The sequence below is a fragment of the Clostridium sp. C8-1-8 genome, from assembly GCF_009928445.1.
Lineage (GTDB): Bacteria > Bacillota > Clostridia > Clostridiales > Clostridiaceae > Clostridium_AR.
In genome coordinates this window covers 82808-101365 of record NZ_JAABNO010000011.1, presented here as the reverse complement: position 1 = coordinate 101365, position 18558 = coordinate 82808, and the positions used below count along the sequence as shown (strand labels likewise).

Below are 18558 nucleotides of genomic sequence, written 5' to 3'. Positions count from 1 at the left end.
ATCTTACCTATACTGTTATTAAAGGTTAATACTTCAAGAAAATCTCATCTAATTTTAGATAGGTGGTCTTGAAAGCTTATATTCTACTCTGAAGTAATAACATCTATGAATAATTTAAATCATTAGAAACTAATAAAAAATTAATATAATATTATGGAGGCTTTAATAATGGTATATGCATTGAGAACTTTTAACCTTACGAAAGAACTTAAGAATAAGGTAATACTAGATAACTTAAACATTAATATAAAAAAGGGCGAAATCTATGGTTTCTTAGGAGAAAATGGTTCAGGAAAAACCACAACAATAAAACTAATAGTAAATCTTCTAAAACCAACTTCTGGCTCCATAGAATTTTTTGGTGAACCTATAGAATTAAATAGAAATGAGGTTTTTAAAAGAATTGGCAGCGTGATTGAATATCCAGCCTTTTACGAAACACTTACAGCTAGAGAGAATCTAGAAATTCATAAAACCCTAATGGGCTATGAAGATAAGAACTGCATTGACAATGCACTAAATATGGTCAAGTTAGATAACTTTGAAGGAAAACTTGTTAAGGAATTCTCTTTAGGCATGAAACAGCGATTGGGCATAGCTAGAGCTATTCTCACAAAGCCTGAACTTTTGATACTTGATGAACCTATAAACGGACTTGATCCAATGGGGATAAAGCATATAAGAGATTTATTGATAACACTTTCAAAAAAACATGGTATTACGATACTTATATCCAGCCATATTTTAAGTGAAATAGAACAGATTGCAGATACCATAGGCATAATTCACAAAGGAAAACTGATTGAAGAGATTGATTACGAAGCTATTCAATCAAAAAATAAGCATTCCATAGAAGTTGTTGTAAATGATGTTAATAAGGCTTCATTCTTATTAACTGAAAAAATGAATATAACTAACTTCATAGTTGATGGCCCAAATAAGATAAGAATATATGAGAAATTAGATGATAGTGTGGCTATCAACAGACTTCTTACAATGAACGAAGTAGAAGTGCAATCCTTATCCATAAAAAAGGATTCTTTAGAGGATCACTTTATATCACTTATAGGAGGAAATAAAAATGCTTAATCTAATAAAGGTTGAACTGTTTAAATTAAAAAGAAGAACCAAATTTATAGGTATACTAATAACCTTATTATTATCAGCATTCATCATACTCCCAGTACTTTATTCGGATAACGGGTTTCATACTTGGAATGATATAAATAGGGTCTCTTTCGGAATAATAAGCATAATAACTAATATATTCACTTGTATACTGTGTGGAGAGCTTTTTATGGAGGAATACAAAACAAAAACTATAAATATAATGTTTACTTATCCTATAAGTAGAACAAAGATATACTTTGCAAAACTAGCTGTTAACTGCCTATACTGCATGATTATATCTGCTTTAGGCGCTGTTATATTTTTCACCGTTTCTGGTATATCAAACCATGTACACCCAGCAATTACAGATGCCTTTAGTAGTAATATTTTAATAAAAATAGTTTTATCCGTAGTTTTCTACTCTATCTTTAATTCATTTGTTTCTATTATATATTCCTTCTTTTCCACTGTTAAGGTATCTATTCTCTTTATGGTAGTATCTTGCATATTAATTTTAAATGCAACTTCAAATAATGATATAACTCAATTATGGCCTTATGGATTAATTCCTCTGGGCATAGCTTTGCTATCTACAGTCTTAGTGTTTCCTATAATAAGACATATAAATGTAAAAGATGTTATTTAGTAAAACTACTATTTATAAATTTTAATAAATAAAAGCCATGCATAAAAGAACACTACTCGCTTTTTATACACGGCTTTTATTTTTATAAAGAGCTCTTATGAATTTTTCAACAGCCCTTATATAGATTCTTAACCAACTATTTAGGTGTATATCCTCACCTTTTTTATTCTATTTCTTTCTACTTCTTCTACCACAAATCTTATATTTAAATATGAAACTTCTTCACCTTCCTCAGGCATCTTCCCAATCTGACCTATTATAAAACCACCGATAGAATCAAACTCCTCTGATTCTATTTTTATGCTAAGTAGTTCATTTAGATCATTTATTCTCATACTTCCATCAACTATATACTCATCTTCTTTTATAACTTCAACAGGTTTATCTGGCTCATCGTCATACTCATCTTCAATTTCTCCAACGATCTCTTCTACAAGATCTTCTATGGTTACTATGCCAACAGTTCCGCCATACTCATCTAGAACTATAGCCATATGATTTCTACTCTTCTTCATATCATTGAAAAGCTCTGTTATCTTTTTAAATTCAAAAGTATATAGTGGGTCTCTGATATAATACCCTACAGAAAAGTTATTATCTACATCCTCAGCTAAAATTAAATCCTTAACATTTAAAACCCCAACTATATCATCAATGGTTTCTCCATATATCGGTATTCTAGAAAATTGTTCATTTTTTATTATTTGAATAATTTCATCGTAGGTAACCTCAAGATTAGCAGCTATTATATCCACTCTCTGAACCATTACATCTTTTACCTGAAGATCTCCGAATTCAAATACATTATATATCATTTCTTTTTCCTCGACCTCAAGGACACCTTCTTCTTCGCTAACATTTACAATGGTCTTCAATTCTTCTTCAGTTATAAAAGGATGATTAATCTGATTGTCTCCACCTAGTGCTTTAACAAAAAATAAAGATATTTTATTAAATACTAATACAAATGGCTTAAGTATACTTACAACAATGGCTATAGGTCCTATAACCTTCAAAGATATTGACTCAGAGTTTTGCTTTGCTAAGGTTTTAGGTGTTATTTCTCCAAATATTAATATTAATATAGTCATTACTGCTGTAGCAATAGCCACACCCCAATCACTTTCAATAAGTTTTACGGTTAATGTTGTTGCTATTGCGGACGCTGCAATATTAACAACATTATTGCCTATCAAAATACTTCCTAAAAGTTTATTAGGCTCTTCAGTAAGCTTCTCTACTAGCTTTGCCCCTTTTATATTTTCTTCGACAAGATGACGTATCCTTATCTTACTAAGAGACATCAAAGCAGTCTCTGAAGCTGAAAAAAAACTAGATAGTACTAGTAATATTATTAAGATTAAAAAGTCCCACATAATACTAGAATCCAAAAAGCATCACTCTCCCATATAGTACAAAAAATGCCATACACTCTATTATATCATATTAGGGCCCATTTTATTAAAGATGTACACCTTACATCCTAAATCTATTTTCAAACACCTCTGATTTTAAGAGGATACTTTTAGAATATAGATTCTACTAAGAAGTTATATCTTTATACTAATCCCTATTGAAAATAAAGCTATGGCAATTTAATTATTTAACTATAAATGCTGTAGGCAAAGTTCTAGGTCCAGCCAAAGATGAAGGACTGTTTACTATCTTATCCTTGTAGTACATAGTTGTTGACGCTCCTCCATCTAGATTAGCAGCATTATATACATCATACTGAAGTAATATATCTTGAACATCTCTTAAGGTAGCCCCAACACTCTTAACCTGTCTACCATCTATAACCAACATAACTATAGACCCATCTTTTCTCTGACCGATAGCAGTTCTAGGTGCTATACCCCACCCACCGTTACCACTCTTTATGGTAGCTTCTCCATTAACTATTAGGAAAGGAGAAAAGGATACAGCTTCTTTTATGTTGTTCCTTCTTATATCTTCCAAGGTGTATTTGCCTAGTACTAAAACACCATCTTTATTAAAACCTATAACTGAATATTCAGTACCTTCTTTACCATAAAGAACTTTACCTTCATGAACTACTACACCTAAAGGCTTTCCACCATTTCCTTTACCATTCTCATCTTCAAAACCACCAGCATTTATACCTACAAGAGCATTATCCTCTTTTATTAATTGGTCTAACCTCATACCAGTACTCCCAAGCTTTGAGGATGTAGCCACAGTAACTCTTTTAGGATCGTCTATTATCATTATGTATCCTTTGTATCTATCATTACTTATATCTATAAGTTTTATGCCATTATAAGGGTCAATGCTATTATTTTGTTTGTTCTCTGATTGATCTGGTATAGCAGAAACTGGAGTAGCAACAGCTTGTACAGCTATTTGGGAAGTATCGCTGTTAACATCATCTTCTACCTTCTGTTTAGCCATTATTCTATCTATTTCTGCCTTACTTAAAAATGGAGTAACTAAAAATTGATGTCTTAAGGTGGTCATTGCAGTAGTTACTAACATTTCTTTTATATTAGTAAAAGGCCCATAGTATACTAGTGGTACAGATAAAGCTAGTCCTATTACTAAATTTGCTGCTATGAAAGTTACAGTATGTTTTATAAACTTTATTATTTTCTTTTTTTTCTTAATCTTAATTTTTTCAGTACGAGTTTGCCTCATACGCATCCCTCGCTTCCAATTATATGTATGTACATAGATTAAATATAAACCATATATATATTATTTGAAACATAAATATTACTAAAAAATCAACTTTTTATTGATTTTTATTTTAGATGTAATATAATAAAAATATAAATGAACATCGTTCATAAAAATAAAGTTTTCTACCAGTAAAAGACAAGGAGCCTATACTTATGCCAAAGATATTACTAGATGTGAGAGATAAACTAATTGAAGAAGGAAGAACTGTACTTTCAAATGCTGGCTACGATGCCTTTAATATAAGAGATATAGCTAAATCCTGTAATATAGGTATTGGCACTTTCTATAATTATTTTTCTAACAAGGATTCGTTAATTATACAAATAATATCTAGTGACTGGGACAGAGTTATTAAACTTTCTGAAGACCTTGTATATAAAGATATTCATATAAAGGACAAATTGTTTCTTATTTATTCTGAAATAGATAAATTTTTATCTATGTACATTGATACCTTTATGATGATGGCTGCTGCTGGATCTAAAGATTGTCCTAAGTACTCTATATATGATCCTATGTATGAAGCCTTGGAAAAATCTATTAATATTTCTAAAGAAAAAGGGGAAATTAATCCTATAATAGCTCCTGGAAAATTATCAAAGATAATAGTTAATGCTTTAACCTTTGCCATAAAACAAAAAGACATAACTTTTGATGAAATATATTATTCATTAAACATGTAATTAATATCATTTAGTTGTAAATAACTAAATGATTTATTTTAAATTTTAAATGAACATAGTTCAGAAAGGAGATTTTTATGAATAAAAACAACAAAACTGTATTACTAATAATCTTTTTATTAGGCATATTCATAGGTGCTCTTGATACTGGTATTGTGTCCCCTGCTAGAACTGTAATAGCTTCAGGGCTTTCAATATCCTCCAGTAGCAGCGTATGGATAGTAACCATATACACTCTTGCCTATGCAGTATCTATGCCAATAGCAGGTAAGTTCTCTGATCGTTATGGAAAGAAAAAGATCTTTACTTTAAGCATAGCTTTATTTGGTATAGGTTCTCTTCTTTGTGGCATATCAGACTATACCGGAAGCTTCTCCTTCTTATTAGCAGCAAGAGTAATTCAAGCCTTAGGAGGTGGAGGTATTATGCCAGTAGCTACAGCTTATATAGGCGAAAGCTTTCCACCTGAAAAAAGAGGCTCCGCTCTAGGATTGGTAGGCGCTATATACGGAGTATCTACTACTCTAGGCCCTACCGCTGGATCAGCACTACTTAATTTAGTTGGAAATTCAAATTGGGGCATGTTATTCTTCATAAATATTCCAATATGCATAGCTGTAATAGTAATAGCTGTTTTAGTTAAGGATGAAGGGATTGTCAAAGCACCTAAGAAAATGGATGTTCTAGGTAGTATTATAGTAACATTGCTGATACTTTCACTAATGTACGCACTTACAAACCTTCAGTTTCATGATTTTACAAACAGCATAACTTCCACTAAGGTATGGCCTTACCTTCTAAGCTTTATAATTCTCTTACCTATTTTTATAGTTGTTGAGAAAAAGGCTTTAGATCCAGTATTGAACCTAAAATATTTTACTAATAGAGAAATTGCCTTAACTCTTTTTATAGCCTTTATAACTGGTGCAGGAATGATGGGAATAGTATTTGTACCTCAGTTTGGAGAAAATGTACTAAAACTAAAAACTGGTTCTGGCGGTTATTTAGTAACTCTCATGGCTGTATTCTCAGGTGTCTCTGCTCCTTTAGGAGGAAAACTTGTAGATAAATACTCTCCTAAACTGGTTTTAAGTATGGGATTTGTATCTACATTAATAGGTTCTTCTACTTTAGCCTTTGTAGTGGCAAGTCATCCTTCATTTATAAGTTTATTGATTGGGTTAGCCTTTATAGGTCTTGGAATGGGGTTTTGCATGGGAACTCCGTTGAATTACCTAATGCAAACCAATGTTGATGCTAGTGAAACTGCTTCAGCTCAATCAACCTTATCTTTGATTAGATCTATAGGTGTAGCTATATCTCCAAATATACTAATTGCCTTTATATCTGAAGCTGGAAAGGACTTAGCGCCTAAATTAATGAATGTGCTGCCAAAGATAACTGTACCTGGTAGCAATACAGCTATATCTATGACTCAAGGTGGTTCATCCTCAATATCCCCAGATCAGCTATCAGCACTGCAAAATGCTGATGTTACTACTATTACAGATACACTTAAGAAGTTTAGCAGTTCAATGATAGATAAGTTTTCTCCTATGATAAAACAGCAGATGCAGAGCAGTAAACTACCTAAAGGTGTTACAGCTGATACATTAATAGGTAAATGGAAGACAGATTATCTTTCCCAAATAGATAATTCAAGATCAACTATAGAAAATGTTTTTCAAAGCACTTTAAATAATGGCTTTGCGAAGCTATTTATTGGTGCAGCAGTAATTGCTCTATTAGGGCTTGTATTTACTCTTCTATTATCAAAGAAAAAGTCTATATCTAAAGCTAATTTATAATTTAATATGAAAAAAGGGGACTGAAGTTAATTTCTTCAGTGCCCCTTTTTGAGCATTTGCCTTTTCTAAGGTGTACTTCCTTGATCAGAAGTTTGGCTTTTATTATCCTGTCCTTGGGAACTAGTGTCAGTGTTAGTACTAGTTGGCTGATCTGCTTTTGTATCACTGTTGCTAGAAGTTGTGCCTGCTGGAATATCAGTTTTGGGATTTGCTATCTTTTCTGGAGTAGTTTGTTGCGGTTCAGTCTTTATTTCCATTGTCTGATTTAAAATAGCCTGGTCAGATTCAGTTTTTGTTTCTATTTCCTTGCTCACATTATTATTAGAGTTCTCTATAGTACTGCTTTGCTGATTATTTGGTTTAGGATCGGCATTTGCTTTAGTATCTGATGAACTATTAGTTTTGCTTGTATTGGCTGTACTTGTGTTCGTTTTTGAAGTAGCTTTGTTGGTATTTGTACTTTTCTTATTGTTGCTTGATGTTTTAGTAGTAGATGTATTTTGAGTACTAGTATCTGTAGAAGCAGGGTTTATTACATTATCATCTTTTTTGTTGTTTGAAGCTTGATTAGTAGCTTCTCTACTTTTTGATAGGTCACTTTTACTTGATTCTAAATCTACTCTTTCATATGATTCTTTACTTTCTTCTTTTTCTACTGATGTAGTTTCTACTTTAGCTGCCTTAGCTTCTATGCTCGATTCCTTCTTATATTTATGTACTCCTATAGCTATAGTTGAAATTATACCTATTCCAACTACTATGTTTGTTGCTATCAAAACTTTTTCTTTTTTTGACATATTTCCTCCCATAAGTCTGAAAAAATATTATCCAGCTTAAATTTCCCCTTATTTATCCTTCTTTTCTATTAAATTCATTATACTTAATGAATAAAAAAATATCTATAAGCATATAAATTATTTTCTATATAATATAAAATATACTTCAACCTTGCATAATCCACTTAAAACATAGAGTATTAATTAATACAAATTTGTATCTATTACACACATTTTCAACAGCAAATTTGTATCTTATTACAATAGAAAAGTATACTCATAAAACTAACGGGGTTTTTCACCACATAGATGCCAAGCACTACAAACACTAGGCTTCATACCTGTTAAAATTTCATTAAATAAGTATATATTAACTAGGTATAATGTGTTATCATATAAGTATATACCTATAAACTTTTATAATTTAGGAGAGTATTATGACTAAATATATGCAAATAGCAAATGATATAAGAAATCAAATAGTTCAAGGTTCTCTTCAAGCCAACGAACAACTACCTTTTGAAAAAGATTTATGCGAAAAGTATGAAGCTAGTAAGATGACTGTAAAAAAAGCTTTAGATATCTTGGTAGCTGAAGGCTTAATCGTTAAAAGAAGAGGCTCTGGTACCTTTGTAAAAAGTATCAGCAGTACTGATATGAGTAAGCTTCTTGTTTCGAACCAATTTAGAGGGCTTACAGCATTATACAGTAATAGAAAGGTTACAAGCGAACTTCTAAAATTCGAGGTCATAGCCAGTAATGAAGAAATAAAGTCAAAGCTTAATCTTGATAACGAAGAGTTTGTGTATAGCATATTAAGAGTAAGATATCTTGATAACAAGCCCTTTGTAATGGAAAATACATATATGCCTATTAGTCTAATACCTGGACTTAAGAGGCAGCACGCGCTAGATTCCATATATTCCTACATAGAAAATGATCTCGGGTTAAAAGTTCAAAGTTCACACAGAACAATTAGGGTTAGAAAAGCAAGCGATATAGAACAAGATCATCTTAAGCTAGAACCAAATGATCCTGTAGCAGTAGTTGAACAAGTTGCTTACCTTGAAAGCGGTAGCGCATTTGAATATTCAATCTCTATCCATAGATATGATGGTTTTGCTTTTGAAACAGTAATCGTTCGTTAACCTCATTTTAATAGCAATTGTTTAAAGTATTAAGCTTGATGATATATAGCTTAACATTTTAAACTTGTTAGAAGCATCTAAACTTACGCTTCTAACAAGTTTAAGATATTTTATTTTCTTTTATAGAAGTCAAATATTATCTTTTCTGATGGCTTTCCAAAAACACTATAATCAGCATTATAAATAGCATCATTTTCTCCATAAAGTCTAGCTTTCCAATCCCATAAGCCGAATCCTCTTACCCAGTCTCTCTTACCAGCCTTTTCAAACATAATCTTATAAAAAGTCTCTTGTTCTTTAAGATCTATATCGCCTTTAAGAGTCCAATCATTAGGCAAAAACGCTGCCCCCTTCCTACTTGAGCATCCTGCTTCAGCAAAAAAAAATGGCTTATTAAAAGAACCTATTATTGCTTCTATCCTATCTAGTTCTTTATCCCACTTATCTATAGGATAATACCCACTTGATGAAATAACATCTACTGCATCCCACCAACTTACATTCCCTTCTTGATACTTGTCAGTATTATATGAAATTAGTCCATTATATTGTTTTCTAATTTCTTTAATTAGATTTCTCCAGTACTTATCTTTTCTTTCTGTCTGGACCATCTCACAGCCTATTATTAGCATCTCACACTTGGTTTCTTCCGCTATTTTTGAATAATGAAGCATAAACTCACTATAGCTTCTAAACCAATCACTCCACTTAGGCTCACACGGAGCTTCTATATCGAAGAAGTTTATGTGTGCCCTCCAAGTACCATCTTTGCAGTTTAGTATGGGTTTTAAAATAACCTTAAGTCCTAACTCCATAGCATAGTGAATTATATTATATAAATCAGCATCTCTTACAGTCTCGTCATCATTGTAGTAAATATTTGTTGATTGTGGGTTTTCTTGAAGAGCTCCTACTGCTAAAATCACATGACTTGCATTTGTTCTTTCTTTAAGTAATCTTAATGATTGTTTTCCTTTACTAGAGGATAAATCTGAACTTTTATCCATAAATCCAAAGGTAAAGCCCTTTATGTAATCCATACTAATCTCCTTATACTTTTTGATATATATTATCCAAGTCCTTATTTACACTATATATTCATTTAAGCTATCTACTCATACTTCCTCTCAGCTTCATCTAAAATATAATTGTCCACGAAATAAACAGGCCTTTTTCATAATACTTTGTGAAGAATAAATTAAGTCTATACACTCATGTCCCTTATTTTAAAGAGAAAAGTCATGCATAGACTTAACTTGGTTAACCTACCTTACTTAACGGATCCTTGCACTCCATTATAGATATGTTTTTGTAATGATATAAAAATGATTAATGTTGGTATTATAACTATCATTATACCAGCAGCAATTATCTCCCATTGTGACCCCATTGGCCCCTTAAAGTTGAATAATGCTGTAGATATCGTCCTAAGCTTTGGATCAGGCATGTACAAGAATGGTGTATAGAAGTCATTGTATATACCTACTCCACTTAGTATTACTACTGTAGCAATAGCTGGTCTAAGAAGAGGTAATATTATTCTCGTATATATTGTGAAGTAGGATGCTCCATCTAGCATAGCAGATTCATCTAAAGCTACTGGAATCTTATCCAAAAATTGCAGAAATATATACATTGATATTACATCTGTTCCAAGGTTGAGTAATAGTATTGAACCTAATTTATTAAATAATCCTATCTTAGCAATTATTTTAAATACAACTACCTGATTAGATACTGTTGGCACTAGCATAGCAAAAAGAAACAAGCCTAAAATTATGCCTTTACCCCTAAACTTAAACCTATGTAATACATAAGCTATCATAGTTCCAAGTAGTATCTTACCGAATAATGAAACAATCAATATTATAGCTGTATTTTTAAATCCTGTAATCATATTGCCTTTAGTAAAAGCAGTAACATAATTACTGAAGTTTAGTCCTGAAGGCAATGTAAGAGGTCCTGTAGTCTGATATTCTGTACTTGTTTTAAATGACGTAAAAAGTACTACTAATATAGGAACTATAGTCATAGCTGCTCCTAAAATCAACGTTGCATACTTAAATACGTCTGAAGCAATATATTTAACTTTGTATTTTAAGTCCATTCCATTTTTAGGTGATTTTGTTGCTGTGCTTAAAGCTTTATTATTTACCATAAACTAATCCTCCTCACTTAAAAACTTCTTTTGGATCAAAGTTACACTTATTGATATGATTAATAATACTATTGCCATGGAACAAGCAAGACCTAGCTTTTGATATTTAAATCCAGTATCAAGCGTTTGAATAACGAAAGTCTTACTTCCATTAGCTCCTTGAGTCATTATATATGGTATTTCAAATACGCTTAATGCTCCATTTATACCTAATACTATATTAAGTACAACTATTCTCTTTATATTTGGTAGTATTATGCTTATAAATTGTCTCCATCTATTTGCTCCATCTATTTCTGCAGCTTCATATATTTCTCCATCTATAGATTGGATAGTACCAAGGAATATGATAAAGTTACCGCCCATATATCTCCAAATAGAAGTGAATGCTAATGATATGTTTATTATATTAGGGTTTCCAAGCCACAATTGAGTGTGATTACCCAATCCAACAGCTTTCAGTATAGTATCTAAAGTTCCGTTTGGTTGAAAGAAATATAAGAATATAAATCCTATGGCAACGCCATTTAATAGATATGGGAAGAAGATTGCACCCTTAAAGAAGTTCTTGAACTTAACCTTAAAGCTTAAAACTGTAGCAAAGTAGAGGGCAACCCCCATTTGGATAAATGTAGCTAGGAAGTAGTAAATACTAGTTTTGAAAACTTTAAAATACTCTGGCTTGGAAAAAATAGTTTTATAATTATCAAAGGCTACAAGATTAAAGTCCTTTGAGATTCCATTCCAATCAGTAAAACTATATTCAAACATTCTAACTAGAGGATAATAACAAAAAACCAATAGTAGAGCCACTGGTATGACTGAAAATAGTACAATTATTAACTTTTTCTGAGCACTATAACTCATCTTGCTGACTTTAAACAATAATATATCCCCCTTCTAATAATCTATTAAAACAAGAACTTTGTATTCTTTACTACAAAGTTCCTATTTTAATAAAATATTTAAAACCTATCTTCTAACTCTATTGTAATTATCTTAATAAAACCCTACATTACGGGGTTTTACTAAGATCGAATTTTATTGCCTACTTGCTTGAAGCAATTTTTGCTCTTGCTGCTTTCCACTTAGAATTTAAATCATTCATTATTTGATCGTAAGTTTCCTTTGAGTTTCCTATAGCTGATTCAATAATTCTTCTTCTAAAATCAGCTTGCCATAAACCAACTTCAGCAGCTTTATCTATCTTATCATTCCATCCAGCTTGACCTTGTTTAGCAGAAGCTGGCATTAAGTATTCTACTCCTAGATCTTTAAATGCTTGTAATGATTTTGGCATCTCAGCTCCCTTTAGTGTTGGCACTGTACCACAATCTTGAGCATATCCTGATTTTTCTACAAACCAAGTAAGGAATTCTTTCGCTTCAGTAACATGCTTGCTGTTCTTATTTACTGCTATTGGATAGTCAGCAGATAGATTAGAATAGAATTTACCGTTAACTTGATAAGGGAAAGGCATATAACCTATATCATCTGCATTTGAAGCTTGAGCTTGTATTTGAGCTATAGCAAAACTTCCAAGTTCCATAGCTCCTATTTTTCCTTTTGCTAAAAGAGTCTTAGATTGTTCCCAATCTGTAGTAGTTGGATCCTTTTCTATAAGCTTCTTATTAGCTAAATCATACATAAGCTTGTACACTATATAGTGAGGCTTTCCAGCTGAGAACGGGTCATCTGAATTAACCATTTCCTGATTAGTATATGTGTTCTTTCCGAATACAGATAACGTATCAGGCTCCCATTGTACTAGTGGCCATCCATCCTTATAGTTTGTGTAATATGGTATAACATCTGGTGTCTTGTCCTTAATCTTTTGCATATCACTTAAGAATTCATCTGGTGTCTTAGGTAATTCTGTAATCCCTGCATCCTTAAATACTTTTTTATTATAAACCATACCACTTACATTCATATCTGATGGTATACCATATATCTTACCGCCAAATTCATCTCCAACACCATCAAGTCCATAGTACTTACTAGCTAAATCCTTTTCATTTCCAAGAGATTCAAAGTAGTTTGGTCTTTCACTTATAGGAAGTGTATTAGGAATCATTAATACATCGCCATATTCATTTGAAGTTATTCTTGTTTGAGTTTGAGCATCATAGTCTGTATAAGCTTCAAACTTTAATTCTATATTTGGATGATCCTTTTTATAAGCTTCTGCGTAGTCCTTAAACTTTGAGTTAACAAAATCTGTTTTCTGGCTAAGGATCGTAAGTGTTATCTTATCTCCATCCTTAGAATCTCCCTTTGAACCACAGCCTGTAAATACCCCTGCAGCTAGAACACAACTCATCACTAAAGCTAATGTCTTTTTATTCATTTATAAATTCCCCCTTTGATTTTATGATTTAAAATCATAATTCCATAGTTTTTATACCTTAGTAGATTTATTAATATCGTTTACATATATCTTACAACATTATTATATACTAGCCTCTTTTAAATGTCTATATACTTTTTAATAAAAATATATACTTTTATTTATTTTAGATATATGTTAACAGAATAATAATCTTATTAGTTCGCATACTGGTTATATGACTGATCTATAACAGTTCTCAATAATTATAAAATCCACATATATGAACAAATGGTATTTGTATCATTTAACTAACCTTAAATTAATTAATGTAATTATAAACTGCACCTATTAGATTTGCATCATTCAAATACTTACATCTCTTTATAGTAGGTCTAACCTTTGCTATACTTATAGAATTCATAAGCTCATCCATAGCTAACTCTATGTTTTGAAGAAGTTCTTCTCTTACACTTATTCCTCCACCTATAATTATGACTTCAGGATCATACACATACTGAATATTATATATGCCTATAGCTATATTTTTATAGAAGTTCTTTATTGCTTGTAAAGCCAATTCATCTCCAGCCTCTGCTAGCTTAAATACCTGCTCACTATCAATAGAACCTTCACTAAGTCCCTTTACTTTTGCATAGCTATTTGCCATATGGACAGGTGTGGCCACTGTGCTTAAAGTGGCATAATCTTCTGATATAATCATGTAACCAAATTCTCCACCATGAAGATTTGCGCCTTTATGTATTTTCTTATCCTTTATTACAGCTCCTCCAACACCAGATCCTAATATTACAAATAAAACATCCTTATTATTTTCTGCTGCTCCAATCCAAACCTCTGCTAAAGCTGCACAGTTTGCATCATTATCCATTCTTATGTTACTTAAGCCTGTCGCTTCTTTTATCTTTTTCTTGATATCAAATCCATGTATACAAGGCACTGCACTAGCTCCACCTATAACTCCAGTTATATCATCAACAGCTCCAGGACAGCTCATAGCTATACCTTCAAATTCATATTTATCTTTATAACTATCTTTAACCTCTACTATTTTAGAAATCAGTGCATCAATGTCATCACTTGGAGTTTTAAACCTTCCTTTTTCATGTATATTTCCAGACCTATCTAAAACTCCATACTTTACCGCTGTTCCACCTATATCAAAGGTTAATATATGCATTATTTCACCTACTTTATAAAAATAATCAACTTAATCTTCTATCATAGTCTTTGTAAGATATACTTGCACATAGGAATAATTCTACTAATATATAATTATCTTTTTATTTTATATTAGCCCCAAAAGTAATCAACTTTTGGGACTATTTATAATTATGTGCTTAATATGTGTTAAATTAGTTTTAACCTTTATATAAAAATATTATTATAATTTTAGTCACTGCTACCTAGGCACTATTAATCAGAAATATTTAAGTACTATATTACAGTTACTTAAAAGCCATTATTCTCAGCTACTTCTTTAAACCAATAACCTGACTTCTTTATGGTCTTTATTTGAGTTGCTAGATCTAAAGATATGAATCCATATCTATTTCTATATGCATTCATCCATGACCAGCAATCTATTGGCGTCCATAAATGGTATCCAAAGCAGTTTGAACCTTCTTCGATGCCTTTATGAAGAAACTCTAGATGCTCTGTTACAAACTCAATCCTATAATCATCTAAGATCATTCCATTTTCATCTTTGAACTTTTCTTCTCCATAAACACCCATACCATTTTCGGATACATACCATGGAATATTACCATAATTATCTCTTATATTTATAGCTATATCATACATAGCCTCAGGATATATCTCCCAATTCTTATGTGGATTCACTCTTCTTCCTGGCATCTCATAGTACTCATAGTACTTATCTGGAAGCCAGCCAGTCTTTGACTCATCTAATTCATGTTCTCTAACCTTAACTCTTAATGGCTGATAAAAGTTTACTCCAAGAAAATCAACTTTATTATTTCTTATAAGATCCATTTCCTCTGCACTTGACTCCCAAAGTACTCCATCCTTTTCAAAAACTTCTGCTAAGCCTTCTGGAAAGTATCCTAAAACCGCTGGGTCTAAAAACATTCTGTTATGGAACTTATTAGCGAACTCTGATGCAGCCAAGTCCTCTTGTGAGTTAGATCTTGGGTATGCAGGAGTAAGATTTAATACTATTCCTATTCTTCCACCCTTACTGTTTTCGCTTTTCTTAAACTCATCTATAGCCTTAGCTGATGCAAGGTTCAAATTATAAGAAACTTGTACAGCTTTCTTACCGTCTACTATATTAGGATAGTGGAACTGATTCAAGTACTCACCTTGTACGATTACTATTGGCTCATTAAAGGTTGTCCAATGCTTTACTCTATCACCGAAAAGCTCAAAACAAACCTTAGCGTACTTAGCAAATAGGTCAACTACATGTTTTGATTCCCATCCACCATACTTTTCGTAAAGCTCTATAGGAAGATCGAAATGATGAAGATTCATAACTGGTATCATACCATTAACTATACATTCATCAATTACTTCGTTATAAAATCTAACTGCATCTTCTTCAACCTCTGCTGTCTCAAAATCCTTTATAAGACGTGTCCACTGAATTGATGTTCTAAAGGAATTAAAGCCTATTGATTTCATAAGCCTAAAATCTTCACGGAAGCTGTTATAGAAATTTGAGGCTACATTAGGCCCTACTCTATCAAAAAATGCATCTGGCTCAATATCATACCAATAATCGAATACACTTCTGTGCTTTTTATTAAATCTACCTTCTGATTGAGGACCGGATGTAGCTGCCCCCCACCAGAAGTTCTCTGGAAACTTATGTTTCAAATTATATCCCCCATCTCTATTATTATTCTAAACTATTATTTTTTTAAATTAAGCATTTAATATTTTTGTATACGTTTCACAGTTTCATTATATAAATATATTAATTAAATGTCTATACTTTTATTTAAAAAATATATTATATTTTGAAGCATATTTCATATTAATCAATTAGTATAATTATAAGATTAGCCAAATTACTAGCCTTGAGGCTCAATACATAACTTATACATATATACTTATGAAGTATTTATCATCTCTAAATATACTCCAGTATCTTCATATATAAGGATTTATTAATAGAATACTTTTATAATAGGGAAGCACTATGTTATTAGCCAAATAACACAACACTCCCCTATTGATTAATAAGATATATATTTTATTTCTAATATTGGTTAAGGGTATTAAAAGGAGATGCTGGTAGCCCTTTTGAATTAAATAAATTAATCTCTACATAGTTTTTCCACCCATAGGCAACACCTATAGGATTATCTATCTTATCGCTATGAACTACAACCTTATCTTCTACTATTTCAGCTTTTGCAGCAACCAATACTCCATCTTCTCCACAAATTTCAAATCCCTTAAGTTCCTCATCGTCCTTTATAACTAAATCCCCAGCTTTCACATGGTCAAAACTTATTTCTATCCTATTACCCTTGATACTATAAGATTTATATATAGGAGAGTATCCATTTATGTCTTCCTTATATATATCCTGTCTTGCAACTAAAGCCAATCTTTCACCTACAGGCTGTTTATTCTTAGGATGAACATCTTCCTTCTCCCCGCAGTCTACCGTTACTATCATAGAAGTATTTTTTACATTCTTATAAGTATATAGCTGAGCATCCCTTAGAATCTGCCAAGTATCAACCTTTTCTTCATTAAACATAGGTAATTGGACGAATACAAAAGGAAGCTCAGGATTTTCTAAATCCTCTCTCCAGCTTTTTATTAAGGAACTAAAAAGCTTCTTATATAGACTAGCATGTGAAGAGTCTTGTTCTCCTTGATACCAGATAACGCCTCTTGCTGTAAATGGGGTTATCTTCCTGAACTTTGTATAATATAACCCACTAGGTCTTAGATATGACTTTCTGCCAAACGGAGGTTCCCAAGGAGCAAACCCTATATCCGCCTGCAACTGCTGTGTGGATCTCTCAGGGTAATCTCTCATATATTGCTGTTCTTTTATTACATAATCCTCTTGAGATTTATGAAACTCAGCTATTAATTTTTCTTCTTCTTCCTCTGAAAGATTATCTATAACCTTTTTGTAGGGCTCTAGATATGCTTCAGATAATTCTTTATCTTCTATTAGATACTTCTCATTCATCCAGCAAGAAGCAGAGGTTCCCCCTTTATTACAATTGATTATACCTATTGGAACCTTTAAATCACCATATAAGCTCTTAGCAAAATGATATGCAACCGCTGAATAATATCTTGATGTATCTGGTGAAGCTATACTCCAACCATTATCAACAATTCCCTCAGGGATTGTACATTTTTCATCTTCATAAGTTATATCTGGTACATTGTAATACCTTATATCTGAATAACTAGATTCATCAATTTCTTCTTCTGCACCTATAGAGTCCTTCAAATTGAACTCCATATTTGATTGTCCACCAGCAATCCAAACTTCGCCTACTAAGATGTTTCTTAAAACTATTTCATAATCCTTTGATAAAACATTAAGCTCATAAGGACCTCCTGTTTCAAGCTTATTAAAAGTTAATCTAAACCTTCCACCTTTGGCTAAAGTCTTTACCTCTTGTCCGCATAGTTTACCATAAATTACTTCATTCTCATCAGCTTCACCCCAAACAACAACCTCAGAATCTCTCTGAAGGACCATATTGTCAGAAAAAATTGGAGCTAATCTTAATTTCAATACCATCACCTCTTACTTACTAACATGATTACTTTCACATAAATATGATAGCACAGCGTTTAAGTAAAGTATATACTTATCTCAAAGTAATATATCTTAATAAAAAGTTAGGAATACGGCATTATTACTATAAATTCTTAACAAGTTTACTTGTTTTAAAGTTTTATTTATAACTTTTCATATTTATATAAATTTAAGTATTTATTATAGAGTTTAATCATGTGGCTATTTAAATTAAGCTCTAACTTTAGCTTTATACTAAGATTTAAAGTAAGCAAAAATGGCTTAACCTTAACAGTTAAGCCATTTTCTCACCATACATGGTATCCCCAGTAGGAATCGAACCTACATCTGTCCCTTAGGAGGGGACTGTTCTATCCATTTAACTATGAGGACATATTTAGTTATATGAAAAATACATACTAATTTTAAACC

15 protein-coding genes and 1 tRNA gene are annotated in these 18558 nt (G+C 31.8%); 5 read left to right on the top strand and 11 right to left on the bottom strand.

Annotation, left to right across the window (positions count from 1 at the left end):
- The first annotated feature begins 168 nt into the window (after positions 1–168).
- Both GXK57_RS12955 and GXK57_RS12950 read left to right on the top strand, forming a co-directional pair.
- Positions 169–1089 carry an ATP-binding cassette domain-containing protein gene (locus GXK57_RS12955; RefSeq protein ID WP_160676886.1) on the top strand — a complete coding sequence of 307 codons (921 nt, stop codon included), beginning with the start codon at positions 169–171 and terminating at the stop codon, positions 1087–1089.
- Positions 1082–1756: an ABC transporter permease gene (locus GXK57_RS12950; protein WP_160676883.1), complete on the top strand. Its 675-nt coding sequence runs from the start codon at positions 1082–1084 to the stop codon at positions 1754–1756. Before GXK57_RS12955 ends, GXK57_RS12950 begins: the two co-directional genes overlap by 8 nt.
- Positions 1757–1896: 140 nt before the next feature.
- Here the strand turns inward: GXK57_RS12950 and GXK57_RS12945 are convergent, their stop codons facing one another.
- On the bottom strand, positions 1897–3132 hold the full coding sequence (locus tag GXK57_RS12945) for a hemolysin family protein (RefSeq protein WP_160677088.1): 1236 nt from the start codon (positions 3130–3132) through the stop codon (positions 1897–1899).
- 223 nt (positions 3133–3355) lie between these two features.
- Positions 3356–4411 (bottom strand): phosphodiester glycosidase family protein, encoded by a 1056-nt coding sequence (locus tag GXK57_RS12940; RefSeq protein WP_160676880.1) that lies wholly within the window; start codon positions 4409–4411, stop codon positions 3356–3358.
- A gap of 197 nt (positions 4412–4608) precedes the next feature.
- Here GXK57_RS12940 and GXK57_RS12935 point away from each other — a divergent pair, with 197 nt between their 5' ends.
- Together GXK57_RS12935 and GXK57_RS12930 are read left to right on the top strand one after the other, a co-directional pair.
- Positions 4609–5139: a TetR/AcrR family transcriptional regulator gene (locus tag GXK57_RS12935; RefSeq protein ID WP_160676877.1), complete on the top strand. Its 531-nt coding sequence runs from the start codon at positions 4609–4611 to the stop codon at positions 5137–5139.
- A gap of 77 nt (positions 5140–5216) precedes the next feature.
- A complete protein-coding gene (locus tag GXK57_RS12930) occupies positions 5217–6947 on the top strand; it encodes an MFS transporter (protein ID WP_160676874.1) in 1731 nt (576 codons plus the stop codon).
- 65 nt (positions 6948–7012) lie between these two features.
- On the opposite strand, the gene GXK57_RS12925 is transcribed toward GXK57_RS12930, so the two are convergent.
- Complete coding sequence (locus GXK57_RS12925; RefSeq protein ID WP_160676871.1) at positions 7013–7744, bottom strand: hypothetical protein; 732 nt, start codon at positions 7742–7744, stop codon at positions 7013–7015.
- 416 nt (positions 7745–8160) lie between these two features.
- On the opposite strand from GXK57_RS12925, the gene GXK57_RS12920 reads away from it, so the two are divergent.
- Positions 8161–8871: a GntR family transcriptional regulator gene (locus tag GXK57_RS12920; protein WP_160676868.1), complete on the top strand. Its 711-nt coding sequence runs from the start codon at positions 8161–8163 to the stop codon at positions 8869–8871.
- A 110-nt stretch (positions 8872–8981) separates the two neighbouring features.
- On the opposite strand, the gene GXK57_RS12915 is transcribed toward GXK57_RS12920, so the two are convergent.
- From GXK57_RS12915 to GXK57_RS12880, 8 genes are all read right to left on the bottom strand, one after another.
- A complete protein-coding gene (locus GXK57_RS12915; RefSeq protein ID WP_160676865.1) occupies positions 8982–9911 on the bottom strand; it encodes a 1,4-beta-xylanase in 930 nt (309 codons plus the stop codon).
- A 230-nt stretch (positions 9912–10141) separates the two neighbouring features.
- On the bottom strand, positions 10142–11029 hold the full coding sequence (locus GXK57_RS12910; RefSeq protein WP_243156427.1) for a carbohydrate ABC transporter permease: 888 nt from the start codon (positions 11027–11029) through the stop codon (positions 10142–10144).
- A gap of 3 nt (positions 11030–11032) precedes the next feature.
- Positions 11033–11914 carry a sugar ABC transporter permease gene (locus GXK57_RS12905; protein WP_160676862.1) on the bottom strand — a complete coding sequence of 294 codons (882 nt, stop codon included), beginning with the start codon at positions 11912–11914 and terminating at the stop codon, positions 11033–11035.
- A gap of 163 nt (positions 11915–12077) precedes the next feature.
- The gene (locus tag GXK57_RS12900) at positions 12078–13379 is read right to left on the bottom strand and encodes an ABC transporter substrate-binding protein (protein ID WP_160676859.1); all 1302 of its coding nucleotides are present in this window, start codon (positions 13377–13379) and stop codon (positions 12078–12080) included.
- 301 nt (positions 13380–13680) lie between these two features.
- Positions 13681–14559, bottom strand: a complete 879-nt coding sequence (locus GXK57_RS12895; protein ID WP_160676856.1) for an ROK family protein — start codon at positions 14557–14559, stop codon at positions 13681–13683.
- Positions 14560–14831: 272 nt separating this feature from the next.
- The gene (locus GXK57_RS12890) at positions 14832–16223 is read right to left on the bottom strand and encodes a glycoside hydrolase family 1 protein (RefSeq protein ID WP_160676853.1); all 1392 of its coding nucleotides are present in this window, start codon (positions 16221–16223) and stop codon (positions 14832–14834) included.
- A gap of 385 nt (positions 16224–16608) precedes the next feature.
- Entirely contained in the window at positions 16609–18123 is a 1515-nt protein-coding gene (locus GXK57_RS12885) for a sialate O-acetylesterase (protein ID WP_160676850.1), read from the bottom strand.
- A gap of 321 nt (positions 18124–18444) precedes the next feature.
- Positions 18445–18519 (bottom strand) — tRNA-Arg (locus tag GXK57_RS12880).
- Between the last annotated feature and the right edge of the window lie 39 nt (positions 18520–18558).